Origin of the sequence: Vagococcus sp. CY52-2, assembly GCF_022655055.1 — a bacterium.
GTDB lineage: Bacteria > Bacillota > Bacilli > Lactobacillales > Vagococcaceae > Vagococcus.
The window spans coordinates 178953-194808 of the sequence record NZ_CP093384.1; the positions used below are offsets into that span (position 1 = coordinate 178953).

The following is a 15856-nucleotide window of genomic DNA, read 5'->3' on the forward strand; positions in this document are numbered from 1 at the left end:
GGAGTGGTAAAATGAAGTGGTCCATACCGGAAAAAGTAATAGAAGAAGGACGAGAGTGTGCCAAAGAAGGCAGGGTTGTCTCTTGGTCTAAAAATCTAGAAAGACGTGTATGGTACGCTGAAGTCATCGGAAGTGACATGCTTTATGTTGAACTAGACGGAACAGCTAAAGAAGATGATGTATGCCAGTGTATGTATTGGGAACAACATGGTTATTGCAAGCACACAGTAGCAGTAGAACTTGCAATGCGTGAACAAGGGGTATCACGATTTATTCCTCGTACGGAATTAAAAGAAACAGATGCACCAAAAGTTATTTCTCCAGCTGTTGTTTTCACAAAAGGATTTGAACGACTGCAAGAAGCAGAACTTAGAAAACTGATTAGACAAACAGATGATTTGTTTTTAACATATGGAATAGACATTGTCCCAACGTCTGAGTATCATGATGAACAATCCGTTTTGGGACTCCATTTAAGAATCGGAAGACGAGATACACCAAATAAAACGTATGTTGTAAAAAATATGGATGAATTTTTAGAAGCATATAAACAAGATAGGGAAATTCGGATTAGCACGATTAATTGGAAAGTCGGAGCAACTGCATTTAATTCAGAAGATAATGCATTGATTCGTAGTATGTTGGCTATGAAAGAACAACAAACATTAGTCGTTAATAGTCGCTCACAAGCTAAATCTGTGATTGATAGACGCTATATGATATTAAGTAAGCAAGAAGCACGTGAGTTATTTGATCACTTTAAACATGACAAGTCATTTGTTATAAAAGGGTTTGATACTCAGATTAAACGTGCGGTGATTCATCAAGGGAAGATTCCGTTGACAGTAACTTTATCACCAGTGGGTTTAACGGATTACGAATTGACAATTATTGATCCGTTTATTGTGTTTTTAGAAGAATACCAATGGTTAGTTGGAACAGATGGCTTTTACGAATTAACAGAAGAGCAAGCATCTAGTTATCAAGTATTAACCCAAATGCTGAAACGACTTGATAAGCCAACAATTTACTATACCAAAGATCAGGTGAGTTCACTCTTTTCGTATGTTTTACCTCAACTAGCATTGTTGTGTGACTTTGAATTACCCGAATCATTAGATGATGAGGTATTACGATATCCATTAGATATTAAGTTGTACTTCCACAAAGAAGAGGCATCATTAGTAGTTCGTGTTGATTTTTGTTACGGGGATTATGTCTTTTCAAATGAATCGAAATATAGCACGTCCATCGGTGAAGAAGGTGTCGTGTTACGTGATAAAGTACAAGAGGAACGGCTACTGACACTATTACGTCATTATGGGTACGGAACTTATGCACAAAAATATAGCAAAACTTTTCCAAATGATTTGGAACGTTTTTACTTCTTCACAAGAGAAATTCCAACGTTTGAAACATATACGACTGTGCATCTTTCAGATGATATTAAAGCTTTGTATTTAACAGCAGATGAGCATCAACCAAAAGCTCGTATTATTGAAAATGGGTCATGGTTTGATATCCAATTTGATATTTCATCTGTTGATGAAACAGAAGTCAATGACGTATTAAGTAGTTTAATGAAAAATAAAGAGTATCATCAGCTACGCAATGGTCAGGTGTTGATGCTTGATGATGATGCATATAAAGAAACCAATCAAATGCTACGCTTGTTGCGTGAAGATATTCGTCTAGATGGTAATCGTTTAGAAGTCCCAACGTATCGTAGTTTAGTATTGAGTGAAGCTATGACACAGTTATCAGATGTTGAGACGAGTGATTATTTTGAAACGATGGTTGACGAGTTGACCCATCCTGAAAAGGTTGAAGTTTCTTTACCGAATAAATTAAATGCCACGTTACGTGACTATCAAATCACGGGATTTAAATGGTTTAAAACACTTAGTAAGTATCATTTTGGTGGCATATTAGCTGATGATATGGGGTTAGGTAAAACCATTCAGACTATTGCGTATTTACTGTCAGAAAAAGAAGATGGCGAGCTGACAAAACCAAGTGTCATCGTAGCTCCAGCTAGTTTGTTGTATAATTGGCAACTTGAGTTAGAAAAATTTGCACCAAGTTTAAAATCTAAGTTGATTATCGGTGGAAAAGAAGAGAGAAACGAACAAATTGCGTCACTTGATGATGTTGATGTGGCGATTATTTCTTATTCAACGTTACGTCAAGATAGTACAGAATTTAGAAAAATTGATTGTCACAGTGTGATTTTAGATGAAGCACAAATGGTGAAAAATTCGACAACAAAAACGTTCCAATCAATATCTGGATTAAAATCAGATCGCGTATTTGCTTTAAGTGGGACGCCAATTGAAAATAGATTAGAAGAATTATGGTCATTATTTAAATTATTGATGCCGGGATTTTTCCCACCAAAACGTCGGTTTAAGCAGCTTGAAACAACTGAAGTTGCCACAATGATTAAGCCTTTTGTATTACGTCGAGTGAAAAAAGAAGTCTTACAAGATTTACCAGATAAAGTGGAAACAGATCGATATTCTCAATTAACAGAGGAACAAAAAACCGTGTACGTGGCTTATTTAAAACAAATTCAAGAATCTATGTCACAGCTTAATGAAAAAGATTTCAACAAACAACGTATGTCAATTTTAGCTGGTATTACTCGGCTGCGTCAGATTTGTTGTCATCCAGGATTATTCATTGATGGTTACACAGGTGGTTCGGGAAAAATGGATCAAGCACTTGATTTGATTGAACAAGCCAAAAGTAATGGTCGACGCGTATTGTTATTTTCTCAATTTACTGGAATGCTAAGCATTTTAGAAGATGAGTTAGCAAAAAGAGACGTTGGCACGTTTTACTTGCGTGGCAGTACACCGGTGAAAGAGCGTCAAGAATTAGTGGAGCGATTTAATCGTGGCGAAAAAGATGTTTTCTTGATTTCACTTAAAGCTGGTGGAACAGGATTAAACCTTACAGGAGCAGATACGGTCATTTTATATGATTTATGGTGGAATCCAGCAGTTGAGGAACAAGCAACGGGTCGAGCTCATCGTATAGGTCAAACAAAAAAAGTAGAAGTATGGCGATTATTAGCTGAAGGCACCATTGAAGAACGAATGAATCAACTTCAATTAGAAAAGAAAGCCTTGTTCCAAAAAGTCCTTCATTCAGAAGATGCACCAGAATTGTCATCAATGACTATGGATGATATTAAACATATTTTAGCCATTGGTGATGAGGATTAACATGAAAGGCCACTCTTTCATGTTTTTCTTTTTGTATGTTATAGTTAGTTTATTTTACAGCATTTATTTAGGAGGAGTTAGATGGTAAAACGATTCTTTTCGTATTATCGACCGTATAAAGCATTATTCATTGTCGATTTTACAGGTGCAATTATCGCAGCATTACTTGAATTATCATTTCCGGTTATTGTTAATCAAGTGATTGATAAAATTATGCCGTTAAAAAATATTCGCTTGATTTTATTAGTCAGTGCGGCATTGTTTGGATTTTATGTCATCAATACCACATTACAGTATGTCGTGGTTTATTTTGGACATAAGTTAGGGGTTAATATCGAAACGGATATGCGTAATGAGTTATTTACGCACTTGCAAAAACAACCTTACGATTATTATGACAACCAAAAAACAGGAAAGTTGATGACACGTTTAACGAGTGATTTATTTGAAATTTCAGAACTGGCTCATCATGGACCAGAAGATGTGTTCATCACGATTATGACACTTGTAGGGGTATTTTTATTGATGTTTCAAATTCATCCTCAACTAGCTTTTGCGACAGCTGTGATGGTGCCTTTCATTACGATTGCATTAGTCTTTTTCAATAAAAAAATGACAAAAGTCAATACAACGATTTATGAAAATCTTGGTGAATTTAACGCAGGAATTGAAGCCAGTGTGAGTGGAATTCGTGTGACGCAAGCTTTTGCCAATGAAGAACATGAGGTCACTCGGTTTGCCGGACTAAATGAATTATATCGTCAATCAAAACTAGCTTTTTATAAAACGATGGCAGTGAGTTCATCATATAACTATTTGATGATTCGGTTGATTAATTTATTTGCTTTATTATTTGGGTCTTATTACACGATACGTGGGGACATAACCAATGGGAATTTCGTTGGGTTTATCTTGTTATCAAATGTGTTTGCTAGACCAATTGAGAAAATCAATATTATGATTGAGAGTTATCCAAAAGGGTTTGCCGGATTCAAGCGATTTGTTGAAGAGATTGACAAAGAGCCCTCTATCCAAGATAGTGACACGGCAGTTGACTTAAAACCAGTGACAGGAAACATTGAATACAGAGATGTTTCATTTAGCTACAGTGATGGCACGCAAGTATTTGATAACTTATCTTTAGATATAAAATCAGGGGAAACAGTGGCTTTTGTTGGGCCAAGTGGGGCAGGGAAAACAACCTTATGCCATTTATTACCACGCTTTTATGATATTGATAGTGGTGATATTTTGATTGATGGTCAAAACATTCAAGACGTTACATTAAAATCATTGCGTGAACAAATTGGATTAGTCCAACAAGATGTCTTTTTATTTCCAGGAACGATTAAGGAAAATATTTTATATGGAAGATTAGATGCAACAGAAGAAGATATGCTAGAGGCCGTGAAACTCGCTCATTTAGAACAAGTTATAGACGGCTTGCCTGATGGGTTAGACACAGTCATCGGCGAACGTGGTGTGAGATTATCAGGCGGACAGAAACAGCGTGTGGCGATTGCTCGTATGTTTTTAAAGAATCCACCAATTTTAATTTTAGATGAAGCCACATCAGCTCTTGATACAGAAACAGAACAAGTGATTCAAGAGTCACTAGGTTCACTGGCTAAAGGACGCACGACTCTGATCATCGCACACCGTTTAGCGACAATTAAGGATGCAACTCGCATTGTTGTCATTGATACAACAGGTATCGTTGAAAGTGGCACACATGAAGAGTTAATGCAAAAACAAGGAGCATATAAAAAATTATATGACGCACAATTTAGAAACTAATGAAAAGCCAAGAGTCATGTTACTCTTGGCTTTTTTATGTGCTTGGTTTATAGGATAAAATATACCTACTAATAAAAATGGTACCTAAAAAGGCTATAGCCGAATTACATCAAGCATTATACTAAAATTTATAATCTATTGTTTAGATTGGATACTTTATTATTTCCTTTTTTTAATACTTGGCACGTTTATAGTGAATGATTTAGTTATATGTTTAAGTTTAACTTTTTAGCTACACGTTCTCCGTAGTCTTTATCCACTTTGTAGAATTGCGCCACTTGACGTTTTTTGATTTCTTCATTTTCAACAAGTGATAGCGATGCAACGATGTTATCGGTTAAACGCTCTTTTTCTTCTTCAGAAAAAATATTGTATAAGATGCCAGGTTGAGTATAAAAATCATCATTATAACTATAATTACCTACTTCGCCTGTGACTTCGTAATTCGTAGATTTAGCTTGTTTATCTTCTATTGTTCTATCAAAGCTGTTTGGCTCATAATTTATGCTTCCGTTTACATTTTTATACGCCATAGCACCATCTTGTTGATGATTGTGAACGGTTGCTTTTGGCATGTTTATTGGAAGTTGAGCACTATTAGCACCAACACGGTATCTATGAGCATCTCCATATGCAAATAAACGACCTTGTAATAATTTGTCAGGTGATACATCAATACCAGGTACAGTGTTACCAGGAGAGAATGTGGCTTGTTCTACTTCAGAAAAGTAATTTTCCGGGTTACGATTTAATGTCATGACTCCAACTTCAACGAGAGGATAAGTTTTTTGCGATACAGTTTTTGTGACATCAAATAGAGTCTCTTTCATATTTAGTCCGTCTTCAAAAGGAATGATTTGAACATAGAGTGTCCAAGAAGGAAAGTCATCATGTTTGATAGCATTTGATAAATCTTCAATATGATAATCTGGATTTTCACCCGCTAATTTTGCAGCTAATGAAGAATCTAAGTTTTTGACACCTTGGTTTGTTCTAAAATGGTATTTAATAAAATATTTTTCACCTGTTTGATTTACCCAAGTATATGTATGACTGCCGTAACCATGCATATGACGAAACGTTGCAGGAATACCACGATCACTCATTAAAATAGTCACTTGGTGTAATGATTCTGGCGAAAGAGACCAAAAATCCCACATAGCAGTCGGGCTTTTTAGATGGGTTCTTGGATCACGTTTTTGTGTATGTATAAAATCTGGAAATTTTAGAGGATCACGGATAAAAAAGATTGGTGTATTATTTCCTACTAAATCATAATTTCCTTCTTCCGTATAAAATTTAATTGCAAAACCTCTAGGATCACGTAATGTATCAGCAGCACCTAATTCTCCAGCTACAGTTGATAATCTGATAAACATGTCTGTTTCTTTACCAACTTCTGATAAAAAATTTGCTTTTGTATAATGAGAAACATCATTTGTTACTTTAAAAATACCGTGAGCACCCGCTCCTTTTGCGTGGACAACACGTTCAGGAACACGTTCTCGGTTGAAATGTGCTAATTTTTCTAATAAATGAACATCTTGAATTAAGACAGGACCAAATTCCCCTGCAGTTAAGGAATTTTGATTATCTCCAACATGTGCCCCATGAGATGTAGTTAAATAATTTTCATTCATTTCAATGCCCCCCTTCTTATTTCTTAACGCTAATACTATGTACAAGTAAAAAGAATGTCAAAGATTCTAACTTACGATGATATAATTTGTTGTTCATAACCATTAGAAATAGGAAATAATGAAGTAATTAAATCATTATTGTTTTTATAGGTTGAGAAATAAAAAAACCTTGAATGGCTTAACCATTCAAGGAAGGAGTTGTTTTTATTTACTTTGGAGGAGTAAATAAAATGAAAAAGTTTGTTAGGGTTGTTTTGTTGGTACATTTATATAATATCTATAATTTGTGAATTTTTTGTTAATAAATAGTGTAATAATTATAAATAATTGTTAAAGTTACTATTATTACATTAGATAATAATAGGCTAATACATTAAAAATATTATTCATTTTATTAGTTAATTAAATGATGTATAGTGTAGATATGATACATAATACGGTGAGGAATGTGAGTATGGAAAATAAATTAATGGAGAGATGGTTAGATTATACCAATCAACATAATAAGCTAGAAAAAAAATTAGAAAATACACTAAAAAGAAAAGTGAATTTATCATTAAATGAATATTATGTTTTATATTATTTGGGAAAGACACCTAGCCACTGTATTAAATTGATTGATATAAGTAAATATTTTAATTTAAGTCAAAGTGCGATGTCTAGAATGATGGTTAGAATGGAAAGTGAAGATTATGGTATGATAGAAAGAACGACGTGTCTAGATGACAAACGTGGTATATATATCCATCTAACAAAAAAAGGAAAAAATATGTTGATTGAAGCTGAGAGATATATAGAAATTATCCTAAATGAACGTTTATGATTAAGTCATTATGCTTGCTCATAGACTTTTTTTATTATAACATACTATCCATAAAATGCGTGCGCATGCATTTATATAAAACTTTCATGAAAGGTGAGGATCATGTTGAAGAATTTTACTGATAGTGTAACATTTAAGCGAGGATTAACATTAAAAAATAGATTGTTTATGGCCCCGATGACAACTAAGATGTCTTTTTACGATGGTGTTATTACAACGGATGAAGCAAATTATTATGGGTTGCGCTCAGGTGGCGTGGGAGCAGTAATCACAGCTGCAGCTAATGTTCAAGAAGATGGTAAAGGATGGGAAGGCGAATTGGGAGTTTATGACGATAGACAGATTCCTGGTTTGAGTAAACTTGCAAGTAGTATTAAAAAAAATGGCACCAAGGCTATTCTACAAATTTTTCATGCTGGAAGAATGACTAATTCTCAGATTTTACGTGGTACTCAACCAATTTCAGCAAGCAGTATAGCTGCAGAAAGACCAGATGCGGAAATGCCACGTGAAATGACTGAAAGTGATATTTTACATTTAATCGATAGCTTCAAGCAAGCGACAATTCGTGCAATCAAGGCAGGATTTGATGGAGTTGAAATACATGGAGCAAATACTTATATTATTCAACAATTTTTCTCACCACATTCTAATCGACGAAAAGATGAATGGGGTGGCACATTAGAAAAAAGATACCATTTTATTGATACTATTGTTGATGAAATAATTGATACAGTTGATCAATCAGATGTAGAAAATTTTATTATTGGGTATCGATTCTCACCAGAGGAGTTTGAAAATCCTGGTATTAAATTTGAAGATACGTTGTTCTTAATCGATAAATTATCTAATAAAGGATTGGATTATCTTCATATTTCTTTAAATGATTATAATCGTAAATCTGTTTCTCCTTCTTATCAGGATAAATCGATGCTTGAATATGTTTATCAAAAAATAAATAATAGAGTCCCTTTAATTGGAATAGGTGATGTGAGAACTTTAAAAGATGTCCAAAATGTTCTAGAGAATGCTGATTTTGTAGCAGTTGGTCGTTCTATGATTATTGATCCTCATTGGGCACAAAAAATATTGGATAATAAAGAACCTCTGATTAGAACGTCTTTATCTATGTATGACAGAGAAGAATTGTTTATTCAAGATGGGTTGACTGAATTTCTTGAATTTATGATGCCTGAAAGATTAAAAGAATGATGAGATGACTCATCATTCTTTTTTTATAATAGGATTTAGTTATTTTTTGATAAAAAATAGACCTAACAGGATTTTGTGCTTTTTGTCGTACGTTTCACATTGGAGTGCCTTTTGTTTCTCCAATAAATCTTAAACACCTGTTAGGTCTTATTTTGTTAATAAGGAAGATTTCAAATTCCCACGCCTTTCTATCTTGTTTAAACTTCTAATTCACTTACATGTGTTTCTGTTTACATGTCAACCAGTTACAAATCTTTTAAATATTACCTTTCTCGTTTAAAGCTGATAAGATCTAAATATCTTGTTAACTAATTGTGGGAATTGTAGTTCCTTATATGCTTATAATAACCTGTCTCTAAAAAAAATGCAAACGATTACATTTAGGTGGTATATGTTTTTTCAGCTATCTTTTATACAAAGAAACAGAAAAACAAAAGCCGTTTTTAGCTTCTGTTTTTCTTTACAGGTATTTTGTTCGATAAATAATTGTTAGGAAGGCTTAGTTAAATTGACGACAACCAACTAGAGTGGGATGAGGGTCAAAATCGTCAGATAATATTGGTATATCTGTAACTATCTCTGTGGCATTGTGTCCCACAATATGAGCCACAACAATTGCAATGGCAAAAACTATCATCATAATCATCCACCTCCTAAAATTAAAAATAGCCCTAACTAAATAAAGAGGTTAGGACTTGAAAGAACGAACATATTTTAAGTAATATGTTGAGCTTTAGCACTATGCAACGTAAAGAAACATCTTAGCTATCTTATGAAAAGCCTTAACGACAATTCCTGTTCTACCCATTGGTGTCTCTCGACGTTTTTGGGCAATAGCCTGTGTTTGCATAGGAGCCTCACCTAACAAAATTCATTTATCGTATTTTATTTTAACGGAATATAAGGCATTGTCAATTTTTAACTTGTTTTATGAGTAAGAAAATCGTAATGGGAATCGTGATGGCAATACTAATCCCGCTAAAAATAATTGCAACCCATTCTGTGACAATTAATTTACTGTTTACCAGTTGTGTTAGACTATAATTCAAATCAAATACCCAAATTAATAATGCAAACTGACTACCTATAGCTGCGAAAATGAGGGTATTAATTGTTGGTCCTAAAACATCTTTACCTACTGTTAGACCAGAAGATTTCCATTCAGAAAGAGACAGGTCAGGAAGTTGTTCTTTAATTTCAATCATGGATGAGGTAATTGAAATAGCAATGTCGTTAATAGCACCAATGACAGTCATAAGAAGGACAGACACACTTAAATCAACAAAAGATATTCCAATATGTAACGAGTACATATCCATTTCCATTAATCCTTCAAGAGGGATTCCTTGAAGATGCAATAAGGAAGTGGTAAAAAATATCGGAAAAACCATGAGTAAAATAATGAATGTACTACTTAAAAAAGCTGACTTTGTTGAAGGGTTAAACCCATTAATATTAAATAGATTATTTGCACTGATTAAAATAGAGGTTATAACGGTTAATATAATTGGAGAAAAGCCTAAGTTAAACCCTAAAATCATGAAAAATAGCATTGCTAAATTAATCCCCAATGTGATTAATGTAAGTAATCCCCTTTTTTTTTGAAAAAACCAGAATAACAAGATAAGAACTAGAAGTAAGACTAAGTTAACACTCATGTTCATTCCTCCTTGTCAGAAAAATACTTGCAATGAAACTGGTAATGGGGATAGTTAAGATAATCCCAATGCTTCCAATTAATGCGCGAGTCACTTCGAGCGAGAGAGAAATAGGAAACGTATAATTAAAGGACATATCATTTCTTAAAAAAATAAGGATTAAAGGAATGGATCCACTTAAATAAGAAAAAAACATAATATTAATCATTGGACCAATGACATCAGATCCAACTTGTATCCCTGATTGATACAATGCTTGAGGGGTTAATTGCTTATGTCTTTGACCGATTTCATTCATGGCAGTACTGAGTGTAATGGAAATATCCATTGTTGCTCCCATCGTCCCAATTAATAAACTAGAGATGAAGAGAACATGTTGGGGCCTAGTAATCAATTCCATTTCTTCATAACGAAGTCCTTTATGTTTTAATAAAGTGATTACGCCTACTCCTACGATAAAAGTCACCAGTGTGCTACAAATTGTTGCTAAAATAGCAATCTTAGTTTTTTGATTCCAACCATTTGAAATAATTAAGGTACTAGACACAATGATAGGAAAAAATAGTAAGCAAAGCCACACAAGAGATTGACTAGAAATCTGTTCATAAATGATTAATAAGCAGTAAAAAAGACCAGTATTTATTATAAGTCCTAGTAGAGACGTAACCCCATTTTTTCTTCCTATAAGTATTAGTAAAAGAACAAAACAAAACATCATGATAGCCAAACCTGTATCTCGTTTAGTATCGAGAATGGTAGTTTGTGACATGTTACTATCCTTGATAGATAGAAATACTAACTCGCCTTTTTTATAATCTTGATCCTTAATTTTTGATTGACTAAAGGTATTTGAAAGAGTTAGTTTTTTTCCTTTATATTGAGAGGATAATACAATTAATTCTATCTTTTGAGTTGTTAGGACGTCTTTATTTTGATGTTCATCAATAGTGTCTTGTTTATTGCTTGTTTCAATTTTAGTAATTTTCCCTAAAGGATCATGGTATTGATTATATTGCAATGTTTGATAAATCCACCAAATATTTAAGGTTAAAAGGATGGCGGCAAAAAAGCCCCATAGATATTTTTGTAACAAAGTAAACCTCCTTATCAATCAAACTATCATAATTATAGACATATTATGATAGTTTTTCATTAGAAGATTAATGATATTTATTATTTATTAATTATTTAATCATTTTATAATAAAAAGTAATGAATATCATTTTTTAAAAATATTCTCGAAAGAGCTAAATTAAAAAGAATATAAGGTGTTACCATTGACAGGGAGAAATTAATATTAAGTAGATGAAAACGGAACTATTTGAATTTAGACTTAAGTAGCAAGATTTGATAGATTTACTTGAGTATATTAAAAAATCACAAAATATAGATTTGTGATTTTTTAATTAATGAATTTTTTTATATAATAAGTAAGTGCAAATAGATTCACTAATTCTCCTAACATAATCATTCCAGAAATAATCAGTTTAGAATTTTCTGTTAGCAATGATGCGAATAAAACAGCCAATAAAATAATTAAAGTCACTAGGCAAATAATGATGGAAAATTGAAAATAGTGTTTATTTGTTTGTTTCATGATAGGCTTTAAAGGTGTCTGATTGTCTGTTAGGAATAGGTCATCCAATGAAAAGCCTAATAGTTTTGCAAGTTTTACTAAATCATTTATATCTGGATAGAGAATATCATCTTCCCACTCTATAATCGTATCTTTTGTAACGTGTAATTTTTTCGCTAATTGATCCTGGGTTAGCTGTTTCTCAATTCGTTTACTTGTAATAATGGTTCCTAAGTTCATATTATCTCACACTCCTTTAATTTATTTTTCCAATAGAAGGAAGTGGAAAAAAAAGATAAATCATTTTTCCCACAATATTGCGTTTATTAATACAACCAAAATGTCTACTGTCGATAGAATTTCCTCCATTGTCATCTAAAACAAAAAATTCATGACGATTTAATTTATAAGAAAAAATCCAGTATGTACTCTGTTTTTTTAATCAAATGCTTCTCTTACTTGTTAATTATTGATAAAAAGTTGCTTCTTTTTATAGCAAACAGTTTCTCCAGGTAAACCAATAATACGCTCTACATATTGTTTTTCTTCGCTAGACACCTTAGTTGAGGAAACAATAAATAATTGTAGCAATAGAATAAAAAAATACTGAATAATAATAGTATATTATTTTTTAAAATTTTTTTCATGTTCGACCTCTTTTTATTTATTATAATGTAATATCAAAAAAGTAGTCATATAGCTATATAAAGGAATGAACAATAGATATGATTAGAAAAATATGAGAAAAAATAGATAAAAAGGTAGGTTGTATCATTAGGTTGTGATATAATATAACAGTATAAAAAGGAGGTTTTAATTAATGAAAAAATTAGTATCACTTATTTTTACTTTGTTAGTAGTCATGTTACCGATTACAGCGAATGCTGCTGGAGCCATCTCTACTGATGAACAACGTATATTAGATTCTTTGAATGCGGGGATTACGACTAAAGAAGGCCAGCGTTTTTTCTTTTCAGCAACTGATATTCAGCAAGCTGAAAATGATTTAAAAACCAATGATTATAGTGCTGAAACTGTTAATACTGTAGTTGGTCATATTGAAGCGGCTAAACAATTAGCTGTTGATAATTCAGCAGGTATTAAAGCAACAGGTTTGGAAGACTTTTTAAAACAGTTACCTAAACATATACAAAACCAAATTCAAAATCATATTTTAGAAGCAGCAAAAGCACTAGGCTTATCTGTGGATAGTAAAGGAAATGTTACAAATAATGCTGGACAAAAAGTATTTGTTGCGACAACAAGTAGTAATCCAGTTGTAAAAACAACCGGTATTTCACTAACTAGTGCCATCGTGACAATTGCTAGTTTAGTGGCATTAACAGTAGCGACAGGTTTCTTCTCAAAAAGAAGAGGAGCTAGTTGTTAATGAATAAAAGGGTACTGGCATATGTTTATATGCCAGTACTCTTTTTTATTTCTGCCTATGTCATTTTATTCTTGTTATTCTTGCCATTTAGAGAGACAGTTGACTTATTTGTCAGTGCTATTAGCATTACAGAAAAAGCAGAAAATACAAAAGTTAGTTCTATCTTTGATGAAGCGAAGCAAAAAAATATTACCTCTGTAAAAAATAAAATCCCTTCGAGTCAGATTGAATATCCTAGCCTAGGAGCGGAGTACGGGGTCGTTAATATAGATAAATATAATGTTCAAGCACGATTAATTTACGGTGATTCTCAGGAAGATTTGAGAGAAGGAGTAGGGCAATTTAATGGGAGTGTTTTTCCTGGTGAAGAAGGAACAACACTTATAGGTGGTCATAATACAGCAGATTTAGCAGCTCTAGATGGAGTTGAATCAGATGACACAATTACTATTAAAACAAGTTATGAAACGTATCAGTATAAAGTAACTCATAAAAAAGTTGCTCGATTTGATGATAAGTCTGCCATCGAAACTCTCTATAAAAAATCAGATAATAATCAATTAATTTTATACACGTGTTATCCGATAGATATGATTGGCTTAACTGATAATCGATTGTTTGTCTATGCTGAACGAATTTCTGGAAAAATGATTGATCAAAACCAATAGAGAAAGGATGTTTAGATGAATAAAAAGATAAAGCATGTCTATCAATTTTTGCTAACATTACTTTCTGTATTGTGTTTATTGATTGCTAGTGAGATATTGATTGCAAAACCGTTTTTGTTATCTTCAAATCATTGGATAAAGGTAGCTATGGAGAGTGATTACACTAAAAGTTTGACTGATTCAATTAATCAATCCATTCAAGATATCGGGATGGCTAGCGGTATAAAACAAGACGGATTAAATCAAATAATATCACAATCGGAAGTAACAAAAGATTTTGACCAATTTATAACTAAGGCGTTCAAAGGCGAATCTTATGAAATAAAACAAGATGTAGTTGAATCAAGGCTAAAGACTGCGGTAGAAGATTATGCTAAAAAAGAAAATAAACCTATTACAGCAGAAAATCAAGCGTCTGTCGACCAATTCATTACAAAAAGCATCGAGATTTATAATGGAAAAATTCATAATAAAATTATTTCAACAATTGGTTTACGGGTTAGTTTAATTAAACGATTAACTACGATTACTTTGATTGTGTCGCTTATCGTATTGTGTTTATTAATTTTATGTTTGTACTTTGCAAGCGGCCGATATAAGCATGTGTTTGTAAGAAATATTGCTTATGTGATAACGAGTACAGGTTTGTTACTTGTATCTTTTACCGTTATTCTATCAATGAAAAATCCACTGACTTATTTATCGATTATTGACGATCACATGAAAGTATGGATTATAGAAAGCCTTAAATTACCAATGCTAGTACAAGTTATAGTAAGTCTAGTATTTTTAATATTAGGTATTTTATTAAGTGTGTATTCTTATAAAGAATATAAACGTTTAGAGAAACGTGGGTTTAGACGAAAGCAACAAGTAATGGACGAAATAGAATATTAAATACTGAATCCAACCAGATTAACGGTTGGATTTTTTCAACATGTGTATAGGTAATCAGCTATGGAGCTAATTAATATAACGGCAAGGAGCGTAATGCTCGATGAAAAAAATGATAGTCATAGGTTCTCCTGGTACAGGAAAAAGTACCATAGCAAAACAATTAGCGGATAGTTTAGCAATAAACTTATATCATTTAGATAAATTGTTTTGGAAACCACACTGGAAGATGAGTACAAAAGCAGAGCAACGAGAGATATTATATGATATAGTTAAGCAAAATTTTTGGATTATTGATGGAAATTATAGTAGTACGTTAGATATTCGAATAAGAGAAGCAGATACCATCATTTATTTAAAACGTTCAAGACTGACTTGTTTGTATCATGTGTTCAAACGTTTTATTCGTTACCGAGGAAAAACGCGTCCTGATATGCAAGAAAATTGCCCAGAGAAATTAGATTGGGCGTTTATCAGATGGGTTTGGCAATTTCCAAAAAATCATGAGCCGTTGATAGAGGAGCATCTTAAGGATTTAACTAGTGAACAAACTTTAATCAAATTAATGAACCAAAAAGAAATAGATGATTTCTTAAATTCTTTAGAAAATATGTGAAATAGAAAAATGTATGTGGTGTGTTATGTAGAAGAAATTATGTTATCAAAAGTCGATTCTTTTCATATAACGATGATAAAAATTTGGTATTTATAAGAGAACTTGTTACGAGTTATTGAGTTTTTACGCTAAAATATAGAAGAAAAGTAATATAAAATATATGGGAAATTCAGACAAGGCATAGGAAAATCAAGACTGGAAAAGTTTAAAAAAGTATTGTGAAGCGTTTTTTGATGTCGCAAAAGATACGGGTAAGGGATTTCAACAACTATCTCCTTGTGTATTAACGTAATATTTGTACGATTGTGTGATGACTAAGGAGTAGAATTTTGTTAAAGAATGCAAAAAAGAT

Annotated in this window: 15 protein-coding genes and 1 riboswitch; of the genes, 8 read left to right on the forward strand and 7 right to left on the reverse strand. The window is 32.5% G+C overall.

The genetic code is table 11. The features are described 5' to 3' along the window. Window positions 1–11 precede the first annotated feature (11 nt). Both MN187_RS00870 and MN187_RS00875 read left to right on the forward strand, forming a co-directional pair. Window positions 12–3230, forward strand: a complete 3219-nt coding sequence (locus MN187_RS00870) for a DEAD/DEAH box helicase (RefSeq protein WP_241699568.1) — start codon at window positions 12–14, stop codon at window positions 3228–3230. An 81-nt stretch (window positions 3231–3311) separates the two neighbouring features. After that, window positions 3312–5027, forward strand: coding sequence for an ABC transporter ATP-binding protein (locus MN187_RS00875; protein ID WP_242094025.1), 1716 nt, complete (start codon window positions 3312–3314; stop codon window positions 5025–5027). 206 nt (window positions 5028–5233) lie between these two features. Here the strand turns inward: MN187_RS00875 and MN187_RS00880 are convergent, their stop codons facing one another. Then, window positions 5234–6667 (reverse strand): catalase, encoded by a 1434-nt coding sequence (locus MN187_RS00880; RefSeq protein WP_117973478.1) that lies wholly within the window; start codon window positions 6665–6667, stop codon window positions 5234–5236. 454 nt (window positions 6668–7121) lie between these two features. On the opposite strand from MN187_RS00880, the gene MN187_RS00885 reads away from it, so the two are divergent. Continuing rightward, a complete protein-coding gene (locus tag MN187_RS00885) occupies window positions 7122–7490 on the forward strand; it encodes a transcriptional regulator, SarA/Rot family (protein ID WP_117973477.1) in 369 nt (122 codons plus the stop codon). Window positions 7491–7595: 105 nt separating this feature from the next. Further along, on the forward strand, window positions 7596–8702 hold the full coding sequence (locus MN187_RS00890; protein WP_242094583.1) for an NADH-dependent flavin oxidoreductase: 1107 nt from the start codon (window positions 7596–7598) through the stop codon (window positions 8700–8702). 499 nt (window positions 8703–9201) lie between these two features. On the opposite strand, the gene MN187_RS00895 is transcribed toward MN187_RS00890, so the two are convergent. The 6 genes from MN187_RS00895 to MN187_RS10585 form a co-directional block, all read right to left on the reverse strand. After that, window positions 9202–9342: a hypothetical protein gene (locus tag MN187_RS00895; RefSeq protein ID WP_158559457.1), complete on the reverse strand. Its 141-nt coding sequence runs from the start codon at window positions 9340–9342 to the stop codon at window positions 9202–9204. Window positions 9343–9413: 71 nt separating this feature from the next. Continuing rightward, window positions 9414–9578: riboswitch (M-box (ykoK) riboswitch) on the reverse strand. Between the two features lie 35 nt (window positions 9579–9613). Continuing rightward, window positions 9614–10360, reverse strand: coding sequence for a YibE/F family protein (locus tag MN187_RS00900; protein WP_158559456.1), 747 nt, complete (start codon window positions 10358–10360; stop codon window positions 9614–9616). Beyond that, window positions 10350–11453, reverse strand: coding sequence for a YibE/F family protein (locus MN187_RS00905; protein WP_241699567.1), 1104 nt, complete (start codon window positions 11451–11453; stop codon window positions 10350–10352). The genes MN187_RS00900 and MN187_RS00905 overlap by 11 nt, the downstream gene beginning before the upstream one ends. 309 nt (window positions 11454–11762) lie before the next feature. Next, on the reverse strand, window positions 11763–12176 hold the full coding sequence (locus tag MN187_RS00910) for a helix-turn-helix domain-containing protein (protein WP_241699566.1): 414 nt from the start codon (window positions 12174–12176) through the stop codon (window positions 11763–11765). 16 nt (window positions 12177–12192) lie between these two features. After that, window positions 12193–12354, reverse strand: a complete 162-nt coding sequence (locus tag MN187_RS10580) for a S26 family signal peptidase (protein WP_371821051.1) — start codon at window positions 12352–12354, stop codon at window positions 12193–12195. Window positions 12355–12398: 44 nt separating this feature from the next. Next, window positions 12399–12494, reverse strand: coding sequence for a S26 family signal peptidase (locus MN187_RS10585; protein ID WP_371821052.1), 96 nt, complete (start codon window positions 12492–12494; stop codon window positions 12399–12401). A gap of 262 nt (window positions 12495–12756) precedes the next feature. Here MN187_RS10585 and MN187_RS00915 point away from each other — a divergent pair, with 262 nt between their 5' ends. From MN187_RS00915 to MN187_RS00930, 4 genes are all read left to right on the forward strand, one after another. After that, entirely contained in the window at window positions 12757–13326 is a 570-nt protein-coding gene (locus tag MN187_RS00915) for a hypothetical protein (RefSeq protein ID WP_241699565.1), read from the forward strand. Then, the gene (locus MN187_RS00920) at window positions 13326–13994 is read left to right on the forward strand and encodes a class D sortase (RefSeq protein WP_242094028.1); all 669 of its coding nucleotides are present in this window, start codon (window positions 13326–13328) and stop codon (window positions 13992–13994) included. Before MN187_RS00915 ends, MN187_RS00920 begins: the two co-directional genes overlap by 1 nt. Before the next feature lie 15 nt (window positions 13995–14009). Next, window positions 14010–14891 carry a hypothetical protein gene (locus MN187_RS00925; protein WP_241699564.1) on the forward strand — a complete coding sequence of 294 codons (882 nt, stop codon included), beginning with the start codon at window positions 14010–14012 and terminating at the stop codon, window positions 14889–14891. Window positions 14892–14991: 100 nt separating this feature from the next. Next, window positions 14992–15504 (forward strand): DNA topology modulation protein, encoded by a 513-nt coding sequence (locus MN187_RS00930; RefSeq protein ID WP_117973470.1) that lies wholly within the window; start codon window positions 14992–14994, stop codon window positions 15502–15504. Window positions 15505–15856: the final 352 nt, after the last annotated feature.

Coding starts and splice junctions, on each gene's coding strand:
- MN187_RS00875 (WP_242094025.1), top strand. CDS start 3,312: ATGGTAAAACGATTCTTTTCGTATTATCGACCGTATAAAGCATTATTC.
- MN187_RS00920 (WP_242094028.1), top strand. CDS start 13,326: ATGAATAAAAGGGTACTGGCATATGTTTATATGCCAGTACTCTTTTTT.
- MN187_RS00930 (WP_117973470.1), top strand. CDS start 14,992: ATGAAAAAAATGATAGTCATAGGTTCTCCTGGTACAGGAAAAAGTACC.
- MN187_RS00880 (WP_117973478.1), bottom strand. CDS start 6,667: ATGAATGAAAATTATTTAACTACATCTCATGGGGCACATGTTGGAGAT.
- MN187_RS00895 (WP_158559457.1), bottom strand. CDS start 9,342: ATGATGATAGTTTTTGCCATTGCAATTGTTGTGGCTCATATTGTGGGA.
- MN187_RS00870 (WP_241699568.1), top strand. CDS start 12: ATGAAGTGGTCCATACCGGAAAAAGTAATAGAAGAAGGACGAGAGTGT.
- MN187_RS00900 (WP_158559456.1), bottom strand. CDS start 10,360: ATGAGTGTTAACTTAGTCTTACTTCTAGTTCTTATCTTGTTATTCTGG.
- MN187_RS00885 (WP_117973477.1), top strand. CDS start 7,122: ATGGAAAATAAATTAATGGAGAGATGGTTAGATTATACCAATCAACAT.
- MN187_RS00925 (WP_241699564.1), top strand. CDS start 14,010: ATGAATAAAAAGATAAAGCATGTCTATCAATTTTTGCTAACATTACTT.
- MN187_RS00910 (WP_241699566.1), bottom strand. CDS start 12,176: ATGAACTTAGGAACCATTATTACAAGTAAACGAATTGAGAAACAGCTA.
- MN187_RS00915 (WP_241699565.1), top strand. CDS start 12,757: ATGAAAAAATTAGTATCACTTATTTTTACTTTGTTAGTAGTCATGTTA.